Origin of the sequence: Brevundimonas sp. (assembly GCF_031082345.1) — a bacterium.
GTDB lineage: Bacteria > Pseudomonadota > Alphaproteobacteria > Caulobacterales > Caulobacteraceae > Brevundimonas.
The window spans coordinates 1-17144 of the sequence record NZ_JAVHLH010000031.1; the positions used below are offsets into that span (position 1 = coordinate 1).

Consider the following 17144-nt stretch of genomic DNA (forward strand, 5'->3'; position numbering starts at 1 on the left):
CCGCCCGAGGTGGCGTGGTTCGAATGCTTCTACGAGGTCAAGCTGGTCACCGACCTGATGTTCTCCATGGGCATCGCCGGCGCCTTCGGCCGCATCTCCAATACGGCGGAGTACGGCGCCTATCTGACCGGCCCGCGCGTCATCGGCGAGGCCTCGAAGGCCGCCATGGACGAGGTTCTGGCCGAGGTCCGCTCGGGGTCATTCGTGAAGGCGCTGATGGCCGACCATGACGCCGGCTCGCCCGACCTGCTGGCGCGGCGCAAGGCCCTGGGCCGCCGCCCGATCGAGGCGGTCGGCGCGCATCTGGCCGCGGTCGCGGCCAAGGCGGTGGATTGAGGGGAGGATCGCGGCGCCCGGGAAAGCGCCGCTGAAATAATGGTCGGAGTGAGAGGATTCGAACCTCCGACCCCTGCGTCCCGAACGCAGTGCTCTACCAGGCTGAGCCACACTCCGACTTGAGGAGGGGGCTTATAGCGAGGGGGTTTGGCGCCCGCAAGCGGGGAAATGGCCCGCCGCGAAATAGTCTGGAATCCGCGTCTTGCATCCCCCGCGGCCTTGTCGTATCTCGCACGCCTCCCGGCGCCTCGGCCCCGGAAACGCCGGACCTGCTGGGGAATGGTGTAATGGTAACACTCCGGTTTTTGGTACCGTCATTCTAGGTTCGAGTCCTAGTTCCCCAGCCATCCGCCCACCCGACATCGATCCGAAGCGAGCCCGACCCCGGCGGCGGTCGGCCAGGAATTCGGATTCCGGCCGAACCAATTCGTGAATCAGGCGTTGGACCGTCCGCTGCCGGACACTTGGTGGTAAACGGGTTCAGTAGCGTTTGGGGGATTGCCGTGTCCGTGCCGCCTGACCTTCGGGTCATGATCGTCGAAGATCAGGCGCTCCTCGCCATGGAAGTGGAGCTGGTGCTGGGCGAATCCGGCTGCGACGTCGTCGGCTGCGCCATGGATCGGGCCAGCGCCTTCGCCATTGCGGACCGCGAGCGTCCCGATCTGGCCCTCGTCGACGTCAACCTCCTTGACGGCATGACCGGCCCCCAGATCGCCCGGCGGCTGGTCGCGGACCACGGGACCGCGGTGGTCTTCCTGACCGCCAATCCCGAGCAGATTCCCGAGGGGTTCGCGGGCGCCCTGGGGGCGGTGGCCAAGCCCTTTGACGAACACACGATCCGCGCCGTGGTCGATTTCGCCCGCCAGTTCATCCATCACCGGACGATCGGAGAGCCGCCGCTCCGCTTCCGCCTGGCCCCCTGGCTGACCCCGCCCCCGGACAGGATCGCGCCGCACTGAGCCCGGGCCAGGCGCCGTCTCCGCGCGTCAGGCCGGCCCGCCGGTCAGGTCGAGCCCCGGGACCCCGGGCGGAGCGCCGTCGGGGGCGAGATCAAGCTGCATCAGCGTCACGTCCAGCCAGCGGTCGAATTTCCAGCCGACCTGGCGATAGACCCCCGCGTCGCGGAACCCCAGCGCCCGGTGCAGGGCGATCGAGGCGGCGCTGGTGTCGCTGTCGCTGATCGCGCCGATGACGTGGCGCAGGCCCATGGCGCGGACCCGCTCGACCAGCGCCTCCAGCAGGGCCCGGCCCACGCCATGGCCGCGCGCGGTCTCCTCGACATAGATCGAGCCCTCGACGCCGTAGCGATAGGCCGGACGCGGCCGGAAGGGCGAGGCGTAGGCGTAGCCGGCGAAGGCCCCGTCCAGCTCGGCGACCAGCCATGGCAGATCGTGCCGCTTCACGGCGTCGAAACGCCGGCTCATCTCCCCGGGCGTCGGAGGCTCAAGCTCGAAGGTCGCTGTGCCGTTCAGCACCTCGCGCCCGTACAGGGCGGCGATGGCGCCGAGGTCATTCCGCGTCGCGTCGCGGATCGTGCGGATCATCGGGTCAACCCCCGCCTGCCTGTGTGATCGTCAGCAACCATCACTGGATTCGTCCCGGGCCTTTGATATTCTGTTGTTCTCACCGGGGGAGACTTGGAACGTGAAAGCCATCCTGACCGCGGCCGTCGCCGCCTGCCTGGGCCTTGCCATGCCGACGTCGGCGTCGGCCCAGGCCAAGCCCAATATGTCGTCGCCGGCGACCGTCGACCTCAAGGTCTGCAACGAAAGCGGCCGCAACGCGACCGTGGCCGTGTCCTATGTGGAGGTGGGTACGTCCCGGTTCATCAACCGCGGCTGGTTCGACGTCTACAACGGCTCCTGCATCGATCTCGTCAGCACCGACAACGCCAATTTCTACATGTACGGCGACGCCACGGACGGCTCCGGCCGCTCCTGGTCGGGCAATCACTCGCTGTGCGTCCAGTATCCGGGCCCCTACACCTTCTGGTCCGACGGCAGCGACACCTGCCCGAGCGGCTACGAGACCCGCAATTTCGTGGTGATGCACGCCGAAGAGGTCGGGCCCTACACCTGGACGCTCGAACCCTGACAAGGCCGGCGAGGGAGCGGTCAGAGCCGCTCCCAGCCCCGGTCGATGGCCCACACGGCGAAGGCGTAGTCGTGCGCGACCTCCTTCAGATAGTCGAACCGGCCCGAGGCCCCGCCGTGCCCGGCCTCCATGTTGATCTTCAGCAGCACCGGCTTGCCCGAGGTCGTGGCCGGCCGCAGCTTGGCCACCCATTTCTCGGGCTCCCAATAGGTCACCCGCGGGTCTGACAGGCCGCCGGTGGCCAGCACGGCCGGATAGGGCCTGGGCCCCACCTGGTCGTAGGGGCTGTAGCTCATCATGTAGTCGTAGGCCTCGGGGTCCTCGATCGGATTGCCCCACTCGGGCCACTCCGGCGGCGTCAGCGGCAGGCTGGTGTCGCTCATGGTGTTGATCACGTCGACGAACGGCACCTGGCCGATCACGCCGGCCCACAGGTCCGGCCGCATGTTGTTGACCGCCCCGATCAGCAGACCGCCCGCCGAACCGCCCTGGGCCACGATGTGGCCGGCCTTGCCGTGACCGCTCGAGATCAGGTGCTCCGCCGCGGCGATGAAGTCGGTGAAGGTGTTCTTCTTGGTGAAGCGGCGGGCGCTCAGGAACCAGTTCCAGCCCTTGTCCGAGCCGCCCCGGATATGGGCGATGGCGTAGATCCAGCCCCGGTCGACCAGCGACAGCCGGTTGGTCGAGAAGCTGGCCGGCATCGGAATCCCGTACGAGCCGTAGCCGTACAGCAGCAGCGGCGCCGAACCGTCGACCGGCGTCGATTTCCGGCGCAGCACCGTCACCGGCACCAGTTCGCCGTCCGAAGCGGGGGCGTTCAGCCGCTCGACCACATAGTCGGCCGGGTCGTGGCCGGATGGCACCTCCTGCACCTTGCGCAGGGTCCGCTCGCGGGTCTTCAGGTCGTAGTCATAGGTCGAGGTCGGCGTCGACGGCGAGTTGTAGCCGTAGCGCATGACCGTGGTGTCGAACTCCGACGCCCCGCCCAGCGACAGGGAATAGGCCGGTTCGTCGACGGCGATCTCGTGCTCGGCGCCGGCCCGGTCGCGGATGATGATGCGGGTGTTGGCGTCGGCCCGCTCCTGACGGCCGATGAAGTCCTTCACCAGCGCCACGGCCTCGATGTAGCGGCCGGGCGTGTGCGGCACGAGGTCGGCCCAGCGGGCCTTGCCCGGCGTCGCCGTCGGGGCCTCGACGATCTTGAAGTCGATCGAGTCGTCGGCGTTGGTGCGGATCACCCAGCGGTCGCCCCAGTGGTCGGCGTCGTAGAGGCGCGCCACCTGACGCGGCTCCAGCACGGCGGGCTCGGCGGTCGGCGTCGCGGCGGGGATGATCCGCGCCTCGGACGTCTCCTGGTTGGCGATCGAGATGACCACGAAGGCGTCGTCGGACGTCCGCCCGACGCTGATGAACATGCCGTCGTCGGTCTCCTCATAGACCAGGGTCGTCTCGCCCCCGCGCGCCGGGCGGCGGAAGATCTTGTCGGGGCGGCCGTTGTCGTCGCGGTTGGTCCAGAAAATCCACTGGCTGTCCGGCGAGAACGTGAAGTTCCCCGTCGCCGAGCCGATCGGATCAGGCAGCACCTCGCCGGTGGCCAGGTCCTTCACATAGATCTGGTGCACCTCCGACCCTTGGGCGTCCTCGGCGTAGGCGAACAGGGCGTGGTCGGGGCTGTGCTGGGCCGAGGACACCTCGGAGTAGGCCTTGCCCTCGGCCAGCGCGTTGGCGTCGAGAAGGAGCTGGGCGTCGCCCGGACCGCTGCGTGGCTTGCGCATGAACCGCGGGTGCTGATCCCCGGTCTTGTACTCGGTGTAGTATTCCCACGGCCCGTCCGGCGACGGCACCGAGCTGTCGTCCTCCTTGATCCGCCCCTTCATCTCCTCGAACATCTGCGCCTGCAGCGGCAGGGTCGCGGCCATCATCGCCTCGCGATAGGCGTTCTCGCCGGTCAGGTGCTCCTTGACGTCGGCCTTGATCAGGGTCGGGTCGCGCAGCACCGCCTGCCAGTTGTCGTCCTTCATCCACTGATAGTCGTCGACCCGCACGCGGCCCAGCTGTTCGATGCGGACCGGGATCTTCTTCGCGACGGGCGGGACGGGCGTGGTCTGGGGCATCGGGTCTCCGGTGGTGCGGGCGTGGGCGGGCAGGGCGGTCGCCGCGAGGGCGGCCGAGGCGGTGGCGAGCAGGTCGCGGCGGTTCATGGGTGGCCCCCGATGGCGAACAGGACGCGGACCTTGTGCGAGCGACCCCGCCGCCGTCAAATGAACAAACCCCCACGGCGTCATCCCGCTCATGTTCGATCTGCAAATCCCGCCTGACCCCGCGCAGGAGCCGCCCGTGGCGGCGCTCCAGGCCCCGGCATGGGATCTGACCGTCGGTCTGATCGCGGCCACCGTCCAGCTCGACCAGCGCAACGGCGAGCGGCCCACCCGGCGGGTCGGGACCGGCTTCCTGATCGACGCCCCGCGCCCGGACGGCCAGCCGCGCACCGTGCTGGTCACCGCCCACCATGTGCTCAACGGCATGCCTGATCCGGATGCGCGGATCGGCTGGCGGGTCGAGATGCCCGGCGGCGGCTGGAAGTTCGCGCCCGAGCCGCTGCGCATCCGTCACGAGAACGGCGACGCGGCCTGGGTCCGGCATCCCGAGCGCGACATAGCGGTGATGGAGGTCTCGGCCCCGCCGACGTTCGCGCGGGCCGCCATTCCACTCGGCTGGCTGGCCGACGGCGCCGCCCTCGACGCCTGGCAGGTCGGGCCGGGGGACGAGCTTCTGACGCTCGGCTATCCGCACGGCTATTCGTCGAACACGGCGGGCTTCCCGATCCTGCGGGTGGGGCGGGTGTCTTCGTGGCCGCTGACGCCCATCGAGTCCTTCCCGGTCTTCCTGCTCGACTTTCCGGTCTTTCCCGGCAACTCGGGCGGCCCCGTGTTCTGGACCCCTTCGGCCCGCAAGCTGCCCGGATCGGTCCAGCCCGCACACCCGTTCATCGCGGGCGTGTTGGTGTCCGAGGTCCGTCCCGGCGACGATCCGGTCGGCATCGGCATCGTCGCCCACGCCGTCTATGTGCGCGAGGCCATCGCCCTGCTGGACGCCCCGGCCGGGCCGTAATCAGCCGGCCAGCACGTCCGCGCTCATCCGCTCCAGCAGACTGCCGCCCTGGCCGACGGCGGCGAGCCGGCTCGAGACGTGACCCAACACATTGGCGGCATAGACCTCGTACAGGGTGATCCGCCCCTCCAGCCACGCCGGATCGCCTTCGCCGGCGTCGAGGATCGCCCGTGCGGCCAGGGCGCCCCTGGCCAGCATCCACCCGCCGACCACGTCCCCGACCAGCTTCAGATAGGCGTCGGCTCCCGCCAGCACGTCGGCGGCCCGGCCGGCGTCGGCCTTGGCGTCCAGCAGCCACAGGGTGGCGTCCTCGACGGCCTCGATGGCGTTGGCGAACCGTTCGACCGGCTTGCCCGAATAGAGGCGAGGCAGCACCGCCAGCGTCGCCTTCATGTCCGCGATCAGTTCGCGGGCGGACTGGCCGCCGTCCTGACCCAGCTTGCGCCCGACCAGATCCATCGCCTGGATGCCGTTGGTGCCCTCGTAGATCGGGGCGATGCGGGCGTCGCGGTAATGCTGGGCGGCGCCGGTCTCCTCGATGAAGCCCATGCCGCCGTGCACCTGCACCCCCATCGAGGCAACCTCGCAGCCGACGTCGGTCGACCAGGCCTTGGCGATCGGGGTGAACAGGTCCTCGCGCGCCTTCCAGCGGCGGCGGTCCTCCTCGGTGGCCGCGTGCTTCGCCAGATCGGCGGCCACGCCGGTCGACAGACAGATGCCCCGGGCGGCGGCGATCTTCGCCTTCATCACCGACAGGGCGCGGCGCACATCCGGGTGGTCGATGATCGGGGCGTTGGCCTCGCCGGTCCAGACCGACCGGCCCTGGCGCCGCTCCCGCGCATAGTCCAGCGCCTGCTGATAGGCCCTTTCGGCGATGCCCACGCCCTCGACGCCGACCGCCAGCCGGGCCGCGTTCATCATCACGAACATATGGGCCAGGCCCTGGTTCGGCTGGCCGACCAGCTCCGCCGTCGCGCCTTCATAGGCCATGACGCAGGTCGGAGAGGCGTGGATGCCCAGCTTGTGCTCGACCCCCACCGGGCGGAAGGCGTTGCGCTCGCCCAATGAGCCGTCCGGCTTCAGCAGGTATTTCGAGGCCAGGAACAGGCTGATCCCTTTCGGCCCCGGCGGCGCGTCGGGCAGGCGGGCCAGCACCATGTGGACGATGTTGTCGCTGGCGTCGTGGTCGCCCCAGGTGATGAAGATCTTCTGACCCGTCAGCGCATAGGTCCCGTCGCCGTTCGGAACCGCCGTCGCCGTCAGCGCCCCGAGATCCGACCCCGCCTGCGGCTCGGTCAGCACCATGGCTCCGGTCCATTCGCCCGACACCAGCTTGGTCAGATAGGTCGCCCTCTGCGCCTCGGTTCCGACCGCCTCCAGCGCCTCGATCGCGGCCAGGGACAGCATCGGGCACAGGCCGAACGCCATGTTGGCGGCATGCACCGTCTCATAGGCCGCCAACTCCAGCGCCTTGGGCAGTTGCTGGCCGCCGGCGTGGGCGGGGGCGGACAGTCCGGTCCAGCCGCCCTCGGCGAACTGGCGGTAGGCGTCGGCGAATCCCGGCGCGGCCGTCACGGCGCCGTTGGCGTAGGTCGCGCCCTTCTGGTCGCCGACCCGGTTCAGCGGCGCCAGAACGCCCTCGGAAAACTGGCCCGCCGCCTCCAGCACCGCGCCCATCACTTCGGCGTCGTAGTCCGGAAAGGCGCCCGTCGCGGCCACGGCGTCGACGCCCGCCACCTCGGTCAGGGTGAAGATCAGGTCGCGGACGGGGGCGCGGTAGGTCATCGGCTCGCTCTCGAAACTATGCGCCCGTTCATGCCGCCTTGCCGCCGGGTCACGCAAGCGGCGGCTTGGCGAACTTCCTCGTCTGGGCCAAGCTGGGGCTGAAGCATTGGAGAGGGAGGAAGATCATGGCCGAGCCGCGCAACCGCTATTCGACCGTATCGCTGGTCCTGCACTGGCTGATCGCCGCCCTGGTGGTGACCCAGGTCGGACTGATCTCTGCCCATGAGGCGACCGAGGGCCCGCTCTCGCGCGAGTTCGTCAACATCCACAAGTCCGTCGGCCTGAGCATTCTGGTCCTGACCCTGGTCCGTCTCGGCTGGCGGATCGCCAACCCCGCCATCCCCATTCCCGACTCCACCCCGCGCTGGCAGAAGCTGACGGCGCGGGGGACCCACGTGCTGTTCTATGTCTTCCTGATCGCCATGCCGCTGGCCGGCTGGGCGGCCTCCTCGGCGGCCGGACGGGACATCCTCTGGTTCGGCCTGTTCGAATGGCCCGCCCTGCCGATCGGGGGCGGCCGCGAGACCGCCGGGCAGCTGATGGACATGCACGAGCTGGCCGCCAAGGGTCTCTATGTGCTGATCTTCCTGCACGTCGCGGGCGCGCTGAAGCATCACTTCATCGACCGGGACAATGTCCTGCACCGGATGATCCCGCTGATTCCGCGCCGGCCGTGAGGCGCCGCGCCGTCCTTCTGGCGCTGCTGGCGGCGCTCGGGTCGGGCGGGTTCGCCGCGCCGACGTCGTGGACGGTGGTGCGCGACGCCTCGACGATCGACATGTCTGTGCGGGCCTTCGGCGGATCGCATCGGGGCCGGTTCGACGAGTGGCGCGGCGACATCGTCTTCGATCCGGACGCGCCATCCCGCACCCGCGCGACAGTGGTGGTCCAGACCGGTTCGCTGAAGATGAGCCCCGCGGCGGTGACCCGCCGGGCCATCGGTCCAGCCTTCCTCGACGCCCCGCGCTTTCCGGTCATCCGGTTCGAGCTCCAGTCCCTGGATGCCCTCGGCGGCGCCCGCTATTCCGCCCATGCCGAGGTGACCATGAAGGGCCGGACCCGTCCGGTGACCTTCCCGGTGGACTTGCGCGTGACCGGCGACCGGGCGCATCTGACGGGCGCGTTCACACTCGACCGCACGGAATTCGGAATAGGGACCACAGGCGCGTGGAACAGGATGGTCGGCCGCGAAGTGACGGTGCGGGTGGCGCTGCAGGCGCGCCGCCAGTAGGCGCCACCGACGTTCAGGCCGCCGAGGCGCTGGCGGCGGGCGGACTCGTCATCCTGCCGACCGAGACGGTCTACGGCTTGGCCGCCGACGCCGGGAACGCCGCCGCCGTCGCCGCCCTCTTCGAGGCCAAGGGCCGCCCGCGCTTCAACCCGCTGATCGCCCATGTCGCCGACGCCGTCGAGGCCGAGGCCGTCGCCGTCTTCGACGACCGCGCCCGCGCCCTGGCCGAGGCCTTCTGGCCGGGGCCGCTGACCATCGTGGCCCCGGTGCGCGACCGCGACCGGGTCTGCGACCTGGCCCGCGCCGGGCTGGACAGCGTCGCCGTGCGCGTGCCCGGCCACGTCCGCGCCCGCGGGGTCATCTCCGCCTTCGGGAGGCCCGTCGTCGCGCCGTCGGCCAATCGCTCGGGCCGTCCCAGCCCGACCACCTTCGAGGATGCGCTGGAGGAGACCGGCTTTGCCGCCGCCGACGCCGTCGACGGCGGCCCCTGCGCCGTCGGGGTCGAGAGCACGGTGGTGTCGGTGCTGGACGGCCGCGTCGCCCTGCTGCGCCCCGGCTCGGTGACCCGCGAGGAGATCGAGGCCGTGGTCGGGCCGCTCGACCGGGACGGGGAGGGCCATCGCTCCCCCGGCCGCACCGCCCTGCACTACGCTCCCGACGCGCCTGTTCGGATCAACGCCGCCAAGGCGGGCGAGGGCGAAATCCTGCTCGGCTTCGGCCCCGGCGCCGGCGATCCCCGCTGGAGCCTCAGCCCCTCCGGCGACCTGCGTGAGGCGGCCGCCAACCTGTTCCGCATGCTGCGCGAGGCGGATCGCGAGCGGCCGGCGGGCATTGCGGTGTCGCCCATCCCGACGCACGGCCTGGGCGAAGCGATCAACGACCGGCTGAAGCGGGCGGCGGGGTTCGTGGGGTGAGACGTCGCGACGATCGCAGTGGGATGAAAATCCTTAGTGCTGAAAGAGTTTTGTCGGCTCCGTTCCGGTCACTCGAACCAGTATTGGAAGCGCCATGACCATGGAACCGGCTGCCGATCTTCTATCCGAGCCGAGGCAGGGCGTTGTGTCTGGAAACCTGAAAGAGCCGGTATTGCTGGCCGACGTCATGATCGACGGGATTGCCGCGGAGGCTAAGCCCAAAGGCGTTGAGACAGCTTCGATCTGGAATCGACTGGCGATTACGTCGGACCATCCGGTCTTCCACCGGGTTGTCGAGGGACTCGGCCGTGTGTTGAATTACAAGCTCGACCAAGCGGAAGCGCGGCAGCACATTGATCGCGCCAATTCAGTCGTGGTGGTGATCAAGCCGGACAACACTGCGAAGGTCTGGCTCGACGGCGCTGCGGTGATCATAGAGATGCTTGCGCTTAGAGACATGCCGGCCGGCTCCCCCGTCTATGATCGGGACATCGGCGATGTTACGGGCCTCTGGTTCCCGTCAATTGAGGTCGAGACGCACGACCGACTGATCGTCATCTTTCGCGAAGGGTGGCGGTTCGCCCTCTTTTTTGACTTCACCCGTGACCTGCCGATCGAGGACGCTAAGCGGGCGCTCGGTCAACTGTATCGTCTCCTGAAGTACCGTGAACTGTACGATCTCTTGGGCAATTCCGATCAGTTCGATCGCCTAATCAAGGCGGGCTGGTTTCCATTTACAGAGATCGTTTCCGCCGATTTCCGGGAGCTGCTGGGAGCGTGCGAGAACGGCTTTGATTTCGATGATGCTGAGGAAAAACTGCTTGCGAAGTTCGACCCAGATCGTCTCGACCGGATGCTGGCGAGATGGGCTGCGAAGCCGCACCTCGCATCGAGGGAGCCGCTTCTCCGCGAGGCCGTGGAGACCTTCAAGGACGGCAAGTCGATTTCGGTTCTGAAGATCATCCTGACCGAGATCGAGGGCGTCTTGCGGGACGCGCACAAGGCGGCCACCGGTGAGAGCGCGAAGCTCCCTGCTCTTCTAAAGTTCGCCGCGACTAGTGGAGAGAGGAGGGCAGGGGCACCCGACACGCTCCTCTTTCCGGCTGCGTTTTGCCGGTATCTTGAGAGCTACACTTTCGCCAATTTCGACCCCAACCAAGACGCTGGTTCGGCGGGTTCCCGACATGCCGTGGGCCACGGTGCGGCGGCGTCGGCCTCATACACGCGGATACGCGCGCTCCAAGCGTTGCTCACGTTGGACCAATTAGCCTTCTACACCTGAAGCCCTACTGCGCCGTCCAGCCGCCGTCGATCGAGAAGCTGGCCCCGTTGGCCGAGGCCCCGAGGTCGCTGACGAGATACAGCATCATCCCCGTCAGCTCGTCGGTGGTGACGAACCGCTTGGTGGGCTGCGAGCCGAGAATGACGTCCTTCAGCACCGCCTCCTTCGACATTCCGCGCGTGCGGGCCTGATCGGCGATCTGCTTCTCGACGATCGGCGTCTCGACATAGCCGGGGCACAGGGCGTTGCAGGTGATGTTGTCCTGCGCCAGCTCCAGCGCCACCGTCTTGGTGAAGCCGAGGACCCCGTGCTTGGCGGCGACATAGGCGGACTTGAACGGGCTGGCGACCAGGCCGTGGGCCGAGGCGACGTTGATGATCCGGCCGCGGCCCTGCGCCTTCATGATCGGGATCGCCGCCCGCGTCGCATAGAAGGTCGACGACAGGTTGATGGCGATGATCTGCTCCCATTTGTCGGACGGGAATTTCTCCACCGCCTCGACATGCTGGACGCCGGCGTTGTTGATCAGGATGTCGACCCGGCCCAGCTGGTGCTTGCCGTAGGCGACCATGTCAGCGACCTCGTCGCCGCGCAGCATGTTGGCGGCGTGATAGCGCACCCGCACGCCGCAGCTGGCCTCCAGCTCGGCTCGCGTGCGCTCGATCTCGGAGGGATCGCCCAGGCCGTTCAGCACCACGTCGCCGCCGCGCGAGGCGATGGCGCGGGCGAAGGCGAGGCCGATCCCCGAGGTCGAGCCCGAGATCACCGCCACCTGACCCTTCAGGTCGCCGACGTCGCGAAAGGGCGCGCTTTCGGCTTCCGAGCCGTCGCCGCGTTTGGGCCATTGGAACATTGGGTCTCGTCCGTCTGAGTCTCCGGTCAGCCTAGCCGTTCGCGCTTGCGAAGGCGACAGGGCCTCACGAATTTCCTGACCTGATGAATATCCAGTCCGTGTCGGTCGAGGCGGCCTTGTCGAAGCGATAGCCGTCGCGGTCGAAGGCCTTCAGGTCGGCGGCCTGCTCGATCCGCTCGTCGATGGCGAAACGGGCCATGCCGCCGCGCGCCTTCTTGGCGAAGAAGGAGATGATGCGGCTCTCGCCGTCGCGCGATTCGCGGAAGTGGGGCGTCACCACCGGCAGCTTCAAAGCGCGGGCGTCCACCGCTCCGAAATATTCCTGGCTGGCCAGGTTCACCAGCGTCGGATCGGCCTGTCCCTCGGCGTCCGCATTGAGGCATTTCGAGATCCGGTCGCCCCAGAAGTCGTAGAGGCTGGACCCGCGCCGCGTCTTCAACCGCGTGCCCATCTCCAGCCGGTAGGGCTGAATCCGGTCCAGCGGCCGCAGCAGGCCGTACAGACCGGACAGGATGCGGATGTGGTCCTGGGCCCAGCCCAGCGCCGCGGCGTCCAGCTCGCGCGCCTTCAGTCCCTCGTAGACGTCGCCGGCGAAGGCGAAGGCGGCCTGGACCCCGTCGGTCGATTCGGCGTCGAAGGCCTGGAACCGGGCCCGGTTCAGCCGGGCGAGGTCGTCGGACAGGCTCATCAGCCGGCGCAGTTCGGCGACCGTTCGTCCCCGCGCGGTCCGGGCGAGGGACGCCGTGTCCTCGCGGAACCGTCGCTCGGACGCGGGCAGGGCGGGATCGGCTTCGGTGAAATCCAGCCGCTTGGCCGGGGACAGGACGATCAGCAAGGCGGGTGCTCCGGCGGCGAGGAGGCCCGAATAGGCCGGTTCGATGACGAATTGAACCGGGCGCGCGGTCGCGGCCCCCCGGCCGGCCCGTTCAGCCCGCCTGTCCGTACAGGGCCGCCAGCACCGCCGGCAGCCGTTCGGGTAGGTCCTCGGCGATCAGTCCCGGTCCCACCGCCTTCGCCGCCTCGGCGTGCATCCACGCCGCCGCCCGGGCCGCGTCGAAACTGTCCATCCGCTGCGCGATCAGCCCGCCGATCATCCCGGCCAGAACGTCTCCGGTCCCAGCCGTCGCCAGCCATGGCGTGCCGTTGGCGTTGACGGCCAGCCGTCCGTCCGGCGCGGCGATCACCGTCGCCGGCCCCTTCAGCACGACCACCGCCCCGGCCCGTTTCGCCGCCTCCAAGGCCGCCGTCTCGCGACCGGACTCCAGCAGCCCCGGAAACAGCCGTTTGAACTCGCCCTCGTGCGGCGTCAGCACGTCGTCGCGATCCAGCACCTCGAACAGCCCCTCGGGCCATGCCTCGAACGATGTCAGCCCGTCGGCGTCCACCACCAGGGCGGCGCCGGTGACGGCAAGGGCCCGCACATGGGCCTCGGTCGCTTCGTTGACGCCGGCGGCCGGTCCAATGACCACCGCATCCATGTCCTCGGCGGCCTCGGCCAACGCCTCGGGCGAGCCGAACGGGGCCAGCATGACGGCCTCGATCGCCGGTGCGATGACCGACGCGGCGTCCGGCGGGCACAGGATGCGCACCAGCCCGGCGCCGATGCGCAGACCCGCCCGGGCCGCCAGTCGCGCCCCCCCCGTCTGGGTCGCCTTGCCCGAGACCACCCCCAGCCGTCCCCGCGCGTGCTTGTGGCTTCCGCTTTCGGGCCAGGGCAGGCTGTCGCGCCAGTCGGCGAGGAACGGTCGGGTCACGGCGTGGGTTCTCCGTTCACGGATGGCGGGGGAAGCTGAAAAATGCTTGCGTTATGGTGCAATGCAATGTCCCTTTACCGCCCGAGTGCGAGGCGTATTGAGCCCGCCTGGGATCGCTGATGAAAAAGATCGAAGCCGTCATCAAGCCTTTCAAGCTGGATGAAGTGAAGGAAGCGCTCCAGGACGCCGGGGTGCAAGGCATGACCGTGCTGGAGGCCAAGGGATACGGCCGCCAGAAGGGCCATTCCGAACTCTATCGCGGGGCCGAATACGTCATCGACTTCCTGCCCAAGATCAAGATCGAGGTAGTGGTTCCCGACGACATGGTCCCCTCGGTCATCGACGCCATCCAGACCGCCGCCCGCACCGGCAAGATCGGCGACGGCAAGATCTTCGTTTCGGACGTCCTCGACGTCATCCGCATCCGCACTGGCGAAACGGGGGCCCAGGCCGTCTGACCGCCCGAACCACCGGCCGCCTTCCAGGCGGCCGTTTCATTTATCCTCCCCCCAAGAAACGGATCCCTCGAGAATGAGCGCCAAGAAAATCCTTTCGGAGATCAAGGAGAAGGACGTTCAGTACGTCGATCTCCGTTTCACCGACACCAAGGGGCGTATGCAGCACGTCACCTTCGACATCGACCTGGTCGACGAGGAGTTCCTGGAAGACGGGACCATGTTCGACGGCTCCTCGATCGCCGGCTGGAAGGCGATCAACGAGTCCGACATGCTGCTGAAGCCGGACCTGACCAATTTCTGGATCGACCCCTTCTACCAGCAGACCACCCTGTTCCTGTTCTGCGACGTGCTGAACCCGGACACCGGCGAACCCTACAACCGCGACAGCCGCTCGATGGCCAAGAAGGCCCTGGCCTATGTCCAGTCCTCGGGCGTGGGCGACACCGTCTATTTCGGCCCGGAAGCCGAGTTCTTCATCTTCGACGACGTGCGCTGGTCCACGGCCTCGCACGACACCGGCTACAGCTATGATTCGATCGAGCTGCCGGCCAACACCGGCTCCGACTATTCCGAAGGCAACATGGGCCACCGCCCGACGCACAAGGGCGGCTATTTCCCGGTCAATCCGACCGACAGCGCCCAGGACCTGCGCGGCGAGATGCTGGGCGTCATGCGCGACCTGGGCATGCAGCCCGAGAAGCACCACCACGAGGTGGCCCCGGCCCAGCACGAACTCGGCCTCAAGTTCAGCGATCTGCTGACCATGGCCGACCGCACCCAGCTCTACAAATACGTCATCCACAATGTCGCCGCCGCCTACGGCAAGTCGGCCACCTTCATGGCCAAGCCGACCTTCGGCGACAACGGCTCGGGCATGCACGTGCACCAGTCGATCTGGCGCGACGGCAAGCCGCTGTTCGCGGGCGACAAATACGCTGGCCTGTCCGACATGTGCCTGTGGTACATCGGCGGTATCATCAAGCACGCCAAGGCCATCAACGCCTTCGCCAACTCGACCACCAACTCCTACAAGCGCCTGGTCCCCGGCTATGAAGCGCCGGTCAAGCTGGCCTATTCGTCGCGCAACCGCTCGGCCTCGATCCGGATTCCGTGGGTCAATTCGCCCAAGGCCAAGCGTATCGAGGCGCGTTTCCCCGATCCGATGGGCAATCCCTATCTGACCTTCGTGGCGCTGCTGATGGCCGGCCTCGACGGCATCGAGAACCGGATCGATCCGGGCGCGCCGGCCGACAAGAACCTGTACGACCTGCCGCCGGAAGAGCGGGGCTCGATCCCCGAGGTCTGCGGCTCGCTGCGCGAGGCCTTGGAAAATCTCGACAAGGACCGCGCCTTCCTCAAGAAGGGCGGGGTCATGGATGACGACTTCATCGACAGCTACATCGAGCTGAAGATGGAAGAGGTGATGCGGCTGCAACTGCACCCGCATCCGGTCGAGTTCGACATGTACTACAGCTGCTGATCGACAGCAGGGGCTGACGACAAAGGGCGCCGGACGATCACCCGTCCGGCGCCCTTTTCACGTCTGGAAACGGATCAGCGGTTGGTCGTCTCGACCTCGATGCCGTCCTTGCCGGCGCGGACGGTGGTGCTGTCGCCCTGGTTGTCGTTCTGGATGACGACGGGGTCGGCCGGGACTTCGCGTTCGATCACCACCGGATCGGCCGGGACCTCGCGCTCGATGATCGTCGTCGTATCGGTGTCGCGGGCGGCGTCGGCGTCGGTCTCGGTTTCCGCGGGCGTGCAGGCCGCGGCGGCGAAGGCGAGGGCGCCGATGGAGGCGATGGCGGTCAGGCGGATGAGGCTGGTCATGGGCGGACTCCTGAATGGGAACCCGGTGCAAACGGCCAAGCTGCCCCGGAGGTTCCGGTCAGGCCGCGATCCGGACGCTCACGCCCCCGACGAGGCGGCGGTCTTGCCGGCCCTGAGCGAGAAGGCCAACGGCAGCCAGGCGGTCTCCGGCCAACGCCACAGCCCGTCCTCCGCCTCGACCAGCCCGTCGAACAGGGGCCAGGCCACGGCGTCATGCTCATGCAGCCAGTCGAGCCTCAGTCCGGCCGCGACCAGGGCGGTGACGATGTCGCCCAGGCCATGATGCCACTCGTAGGTGCGGGCGTTCTCCAGCGGCTGGTCATTCGCATAGCCGGCCGCAGACTCGAGGATCAGCGCCTCGCGGGTGAAATAGGCCGTCGCCGCTTCCGGCAGGCGCCGGCCCGACACCCCGCCTTCGCCCAGCACCATCGCCGCGGGATGGGCCTCGGCCAGATAGAGCCAGCCGTCGGGCTTGAGCATCCGGGCGATGATGTCCGCCCAGCGGGGGAGGTCGGGCAGCCACATCAGCACCCCCCAGGTCGTGAAGACGACGTCGAACGGGGGCTCGTCCGCCAGGGTCGCGACCGTCTCGTACACGTCGCCGCAGACGAACCGCGCCCGGTCCGACAATCCCAGTTCGGCCGCCAGGGCCGAGGCCGTCGCCACCGCTTCCGGGGAGAAATCGAGGCCGACGACGAACGCGCCCTGTTGCGCCAGGGCGAGGCTGTCTCGCCCGAAATGGCATTGCAGGTGCAGAATCCTGAGACCGTCGACGTCGCCCAGCTCGCCCGCCTCGATCGGATACAGGCGGCCGCGTCCGGCGCGCAGGGCCGTGAGGTCATAGCTGGGATGCGACAGGTGGGCGGCGACGCTCTCGTCCCAATTGGCGCGATTGACGGCCAGCCAGTCCTCGTCGCTCATGACCCCTCCGGCATCAGGCCGCTTCGGCCGCGTCCGCCTTGTTGCGCCGCAATTCGATCAGGCGAACGCACCAGATCGACACCTCGTAGAGCAGCACCAGCGGGATGCCGAGCATGATCTGGCTGAGCGGATCTGGCGGGGTGACGAAGGCGGCCACGACCGCGATGGCGACGATGGCGTATTTCCGGCTCGAGGCGAGGGTCTTCGACGACACCATCCCGGCCATGCCCAGCAGGGTCATCACCACCGGCAGCTGGAAGCACAGGCCGAAGGCTAGCAGCAGGGCCATGACGAGGTTCAGATAGTCCGAGACCCGTGGCAACAGCTCGGCCGTGATGCCTCCACCGCTGATCTGCTGGCCCAGCGAGAACAGCATCACGAACGGCAGCATGACGTAATAGACCATCGCCGCGCCGGTCAGAAACAGGGCCGGAGCCGCGATCAGGAAGGGCAGGAAGGCGCCGCGCTCGTTGCGGTAGAGCCCGGGCGCCACGAAGCGGTACAGCTGCCAGGCCAGCACCGGGAAGGTCACCACCACCGCGCCGAACGCCGCCAGCTTCATCTTGGTGATCAGG

Annotated in this window: 18 protein-coding genes, 2 tRNA genes and 1 pseudogene; 11 read left to right on the forward strand and 10 right to left on the reverse strand. The window is 68.3% G+C overall.

What is annotated here, in order from left to right; genetic code table 11:
• A pseudogene (locus tag RDU12_RS03545) lies at positions 1–336 on the forward strand (ketol-acid reductoisomerase); the annotation flags it as partial.
• Between the two features lie 40 nt (positions 337–376).
• On the opposite strand, the gene RDU12_RS03550 reads toward RDU12_RS03545, so the two are convergent.
• A tRNA-Pro gene (locus tag RDU12_RS03550) sits at positions 377–453 on the reverse strand.
• Positions 454–609: 156 nt separating this feature from the next.
• Between RDU12_RS03550 and RDU12_RS03555 the strand changes: the two genes are divergently transcribed.
• Positions 610–683, forward strand: a tRNA-Gln gene (locus RDU12_RS03555).
• Positions 684–845: 162 nt separating this feature from the next.
• Positions 846–1295 (forward strand): response regulator, encoded by a 450-nt coding sequence (locus tag RDU12_RS03560; RefSeq protein ID WP_300289584.1) that lies wholly within the window; start codon positions 846–848, stop codon positions 1293–1295.
• A gap of 27 nt (positions 1296–1322) precedes the next feature.
• Here the strand turns inward: RDU12_RS03560 and RDU12_RS03565 are convergent, their stop codons facing one another.
• Positions 1323–1880, reverse strand: coding sequence for a GNAT family N-acetyltransferase (locus RDU12_RS03565; RefSeq protein ID WP_300289585.1), 558 nt, complete (start codon positions 1878–1880; stop codon positions 1323–1325).
• A 100-nt stretch (positions 1881–1980) separates the two neighbouring features.
• Between RDU12_RS03565 and RDU12_RS03570 the strand changes: the two genes are divergently transcribed.
• Positions 1981–2430: a DUF1036 domain-containing protein gene (locus RDU12_RS03570; RefSeq protein ID WP_300289586.1), complete on the forward strand. Its 450-nt coding sequence runs from the start codon at positions 1981–1983 to the stop codon at positions 2428–2430.
• A 20-nt stretch (positions 2431–2450) separates the two neighbouring features.
• On the opposite strand, the gene RDU12_RS03575 is transcribed toward RDU12_RS03570, so the two are convergent.
• Positions 2451–4631 (reverse strand): S9 family peptidase, encoded by a 2181-nt coding sequence (locus RDU12_RS03575; protein ID WP_300289587.1) that lies wholly within the window; start codon positions 4629–4631, stop codon positions 2451–2453.
• A gap of 136 nt (positions 4632–4767) precedes the next feature.
• Here RDU12_RS03575 and RDU12_RS03580 point away from each other — a divergent pair, with 136 nt between their 5' ends.
• Positions 4768–5541, forward strand: coding sequence for a serine protease (locus RDU12_RS03580; RefSeq protein ID WP_308684109.1), 774 nt, complete (start codon positions 4768–4770; stop codon positions 5539–5541).
• Here the strand turns inward: RDU12_RS03580 and RDU12_RS03585 are convergent, their stop codons facing one another.
• A complete protein-coding gene (locus RDU12_RS03585; protein ID WP_300289589.1) occupies positions 5542–7326 on the reverse strand; it encodes an acyl-CoA dehydrogenase in 1785 nt (594 codons plus the stop codon).
• A gap of 65 nt (positions 7327–7391) precedes the next feature.
• On the opposite strand from RDU12_RS03585, the gene RDU12_RS03590 reads away from it, so the two are divergent.
• From RDU12_RS03590 to RDU12_RS03605, 4 genes are all read left to right on the forward strand, one after another.
• Positions 7392–8003 carry a cytochrome b gene (locus RDU12_RS03590; protein WP_300289590.1) on the forward strand — a complete coding sequence of 204 codons (612 nt, stop codon included), beginning with the start codon at positions 7392–7394 and terminating at the stop codon, positions 8001–8003.
• A complete protein-coding gene (locus RDU12_RS03595; RefSeq protein ID WP_308684110.1) occupies positions 8000–8557 on the forward strand; it encodes a YceI family protein in 558 nt (185 codons plus the stop codon). Before RDU12_RS03590 ends, RDU12_RS03595 begins: the two co-directional genes overlap by 4 nt.
• A complete protein-coding gene (locus tag RDU12_RS03600; protein ID WP_308684111.1) occupies positions 8494–9471 on the forward strand; it encodes an L-threonylcarbamoyladenylate synthase in 978 nt (325 codons plus the stop codon). The genes RDU12_RS03595 and RDU12_RS03600 overlap by 64 nt, the downstream gene beginning before the upstream one ends.
• 94 nt (positions 9472–9565) lie before the next feature.
• On the forward strand, positions 9566–10753 hold the full coding sequence (locus tag RDU12_RS03605; protein WP_300290834.1) for a hypothetical protein: 1188 nt from the start codon (positions 9566–9568) through the stop codon (positions 10751–10753).
• Between the two features lie 4 nt (positions 10754–10757).
• Here the strand turns inward: RDU12_RS03605 and RDU12_RS03610 are convergent, their stop codons facing one another.
• The 3 genes from RDU12_RS03610 to RDU12_RS03620 all read right to left on the reverse strand — a co-directional run bounded on the left by RDU12_RS03610 (position 10758) and on the right by RDU12_RS03620 (position 13360).
• A complete protein-coding gene (locus RDU12_RS03610) occupies positions 10758–11606 on the reverse strand; it encodes a 3-hydroxybutyrate dehydrogenase (protein ID WP_300290836.1) in 849 nt (282 codons plus the stop codon).
• A gap of 64 nt (positions 11607–11670) precedes the next feature.
• A complete protein-coding gene (gene yaaA / locus RDU12_RS03615) occupies positions 11671–12441 on the reverse strand; it encodes a peroxide stress protein YaaA (RefSeq protein WP_300290837.1) in 771 nt (256 codons plus the stop codon).
• 91 nt (positions 12442–12532) lie between these two features.
• Entirely contained in the window at positions 12533–13360 is an 828-nt protein-coding gene (locus tag RDU12_RS03620; protein ID WP_300290840.1) for an NAD(P)H-hydrate dehydratase, read from the reverse strand.
• 119 nt (positions 13361–13479) lie between these two features.
• On the opposite strand from RDU12_RS03620, the gene RDU12_RS03625 reads away from it, so the two are divergent.
• Positions 13480–13818 (forward strand): P-II family nitrogen regulator, encoded by a 339-nt coding sequence (locus tag RDU12_RS03625; protein WP_259551070.1) that lies wholly within the window; start codon positions 13480–13482, stop codon positions 13816–13818.
• 73 nt (positions 13819–13891) lie between these two features.
• On the forward strand, positions 13892–15298 hold the full coding sequence (gene glnA / locus RDU12_RS03630) for a type I glutamate--ammonia ligase (protein WP_300290842.1): 1407 nt from the start codon (positions 13892–13894) through the stop codon (positions 15296–15298).
• A gap of 74 nt (positions 15299–15372) precedes the next feature.
• Here the strand turns inward: glnA and RDU12_RS03635 are convergent, their stop codons facing one another.
• The 3 genes from RDU12_RS03635 to tatC form a co-directional block, all read right to left on the reverse strand.
• On the reverse strand, positions 15373–15648 hold the full coding sequence (locus RDU12_RS03635; protein ID WP_300292190.1) for a hypothetical protein: 276 nt from the start codon (positions 15646–15648) through the stop codon (positions 15373–15375).
• 78 nt (positions 15649–15726) lie between these two features.
• Positions 15727–16569: a bifunctional 2-polyprenyl-6-hydroxyphenol methylase/3-demethylubiquinol 3-O-methyltransferase UbiG gene (locus RDU12_RS03640; RefSeq protein WP_300292187.1), complete on the reverse strand. Its 843-nt coding sequence runs from the start codon at positions 16567–16569 to the stop codon at positions 15727–15729.
• A gap of 13 nt (positions 16570–16582) precedes the next feature.
• The coding region (tatC, locus tag RDU12_RS03645; RefSeq protein ID WP_308684112.1) for a twin-arginine translocase subunit TatC at positions 16583–17144 on the reverse strand (562 nt) is incomplete at its 5' end.

Coding starts and splice junctions, on each gene's coding strand:
- RDU12_RS03565 (WP_300289585.1), bottom strand. CDS start 1,880: ATGATCCGCACGATCCGCGACGCGACGCGGAATGACCTCGGCGCCATC.
- RDU12_RS03575 (WP_300289587.1), bottom strand. CDS start 4,631: ATGAACCGCCGCGACCTGCTCGCCACCGCCTCGGCCGCCCTCGCGGCG.
- RDU12_RS03585 (WP_300289589.1), bottom strand. CDS start 7,326: ATGACCTACCGCGCCCCCGTCCGCGACCTGATCTTCACCCTGACCGAG.
- RDU12_RS03605 (WP_300290834.1), top strand. CDS start 9,566: ATGACCATGGAACCGGCTGCCGATCTTCTATCCGAGCCGAGGCAGGGC.
- RDU12_RS03610 (WP_300290836.1), bottom strand. CDS start 11,606: ATGTTCCAATGGCCCAAACGCGGCGACGGCTCGGAAGCCGAAAGCGCG.
- RDU12_RS03625 (WP_259551070.1), top strand. CDS start 13,480: ATGAAAAAGATCGAAGCCGTCATCAAGCCTTTCAAGCTGGATGAAGTG.
- glnA (WP_300290842.1), top strand. CDS start 13,892: ATGAGCGCCAAGAAAATCCTTTCGGAGATCAAGGAGAAGGACGTTCAG.
- RDU12_RS03635 (WP_300292190.1), bottom strand. CDS start 15,648: ATGACCAGCCTCATCCGCCTGACCGCCATCGCCTCCATCGGCGCCCTC.
- RDU12_RS03640 (WP_300292187.1), bottom strand. CDS start 16,569: ATGAGCGACGAGGACTGGCTGGCCGTCAATCGCGCCAATTGGGACGAG.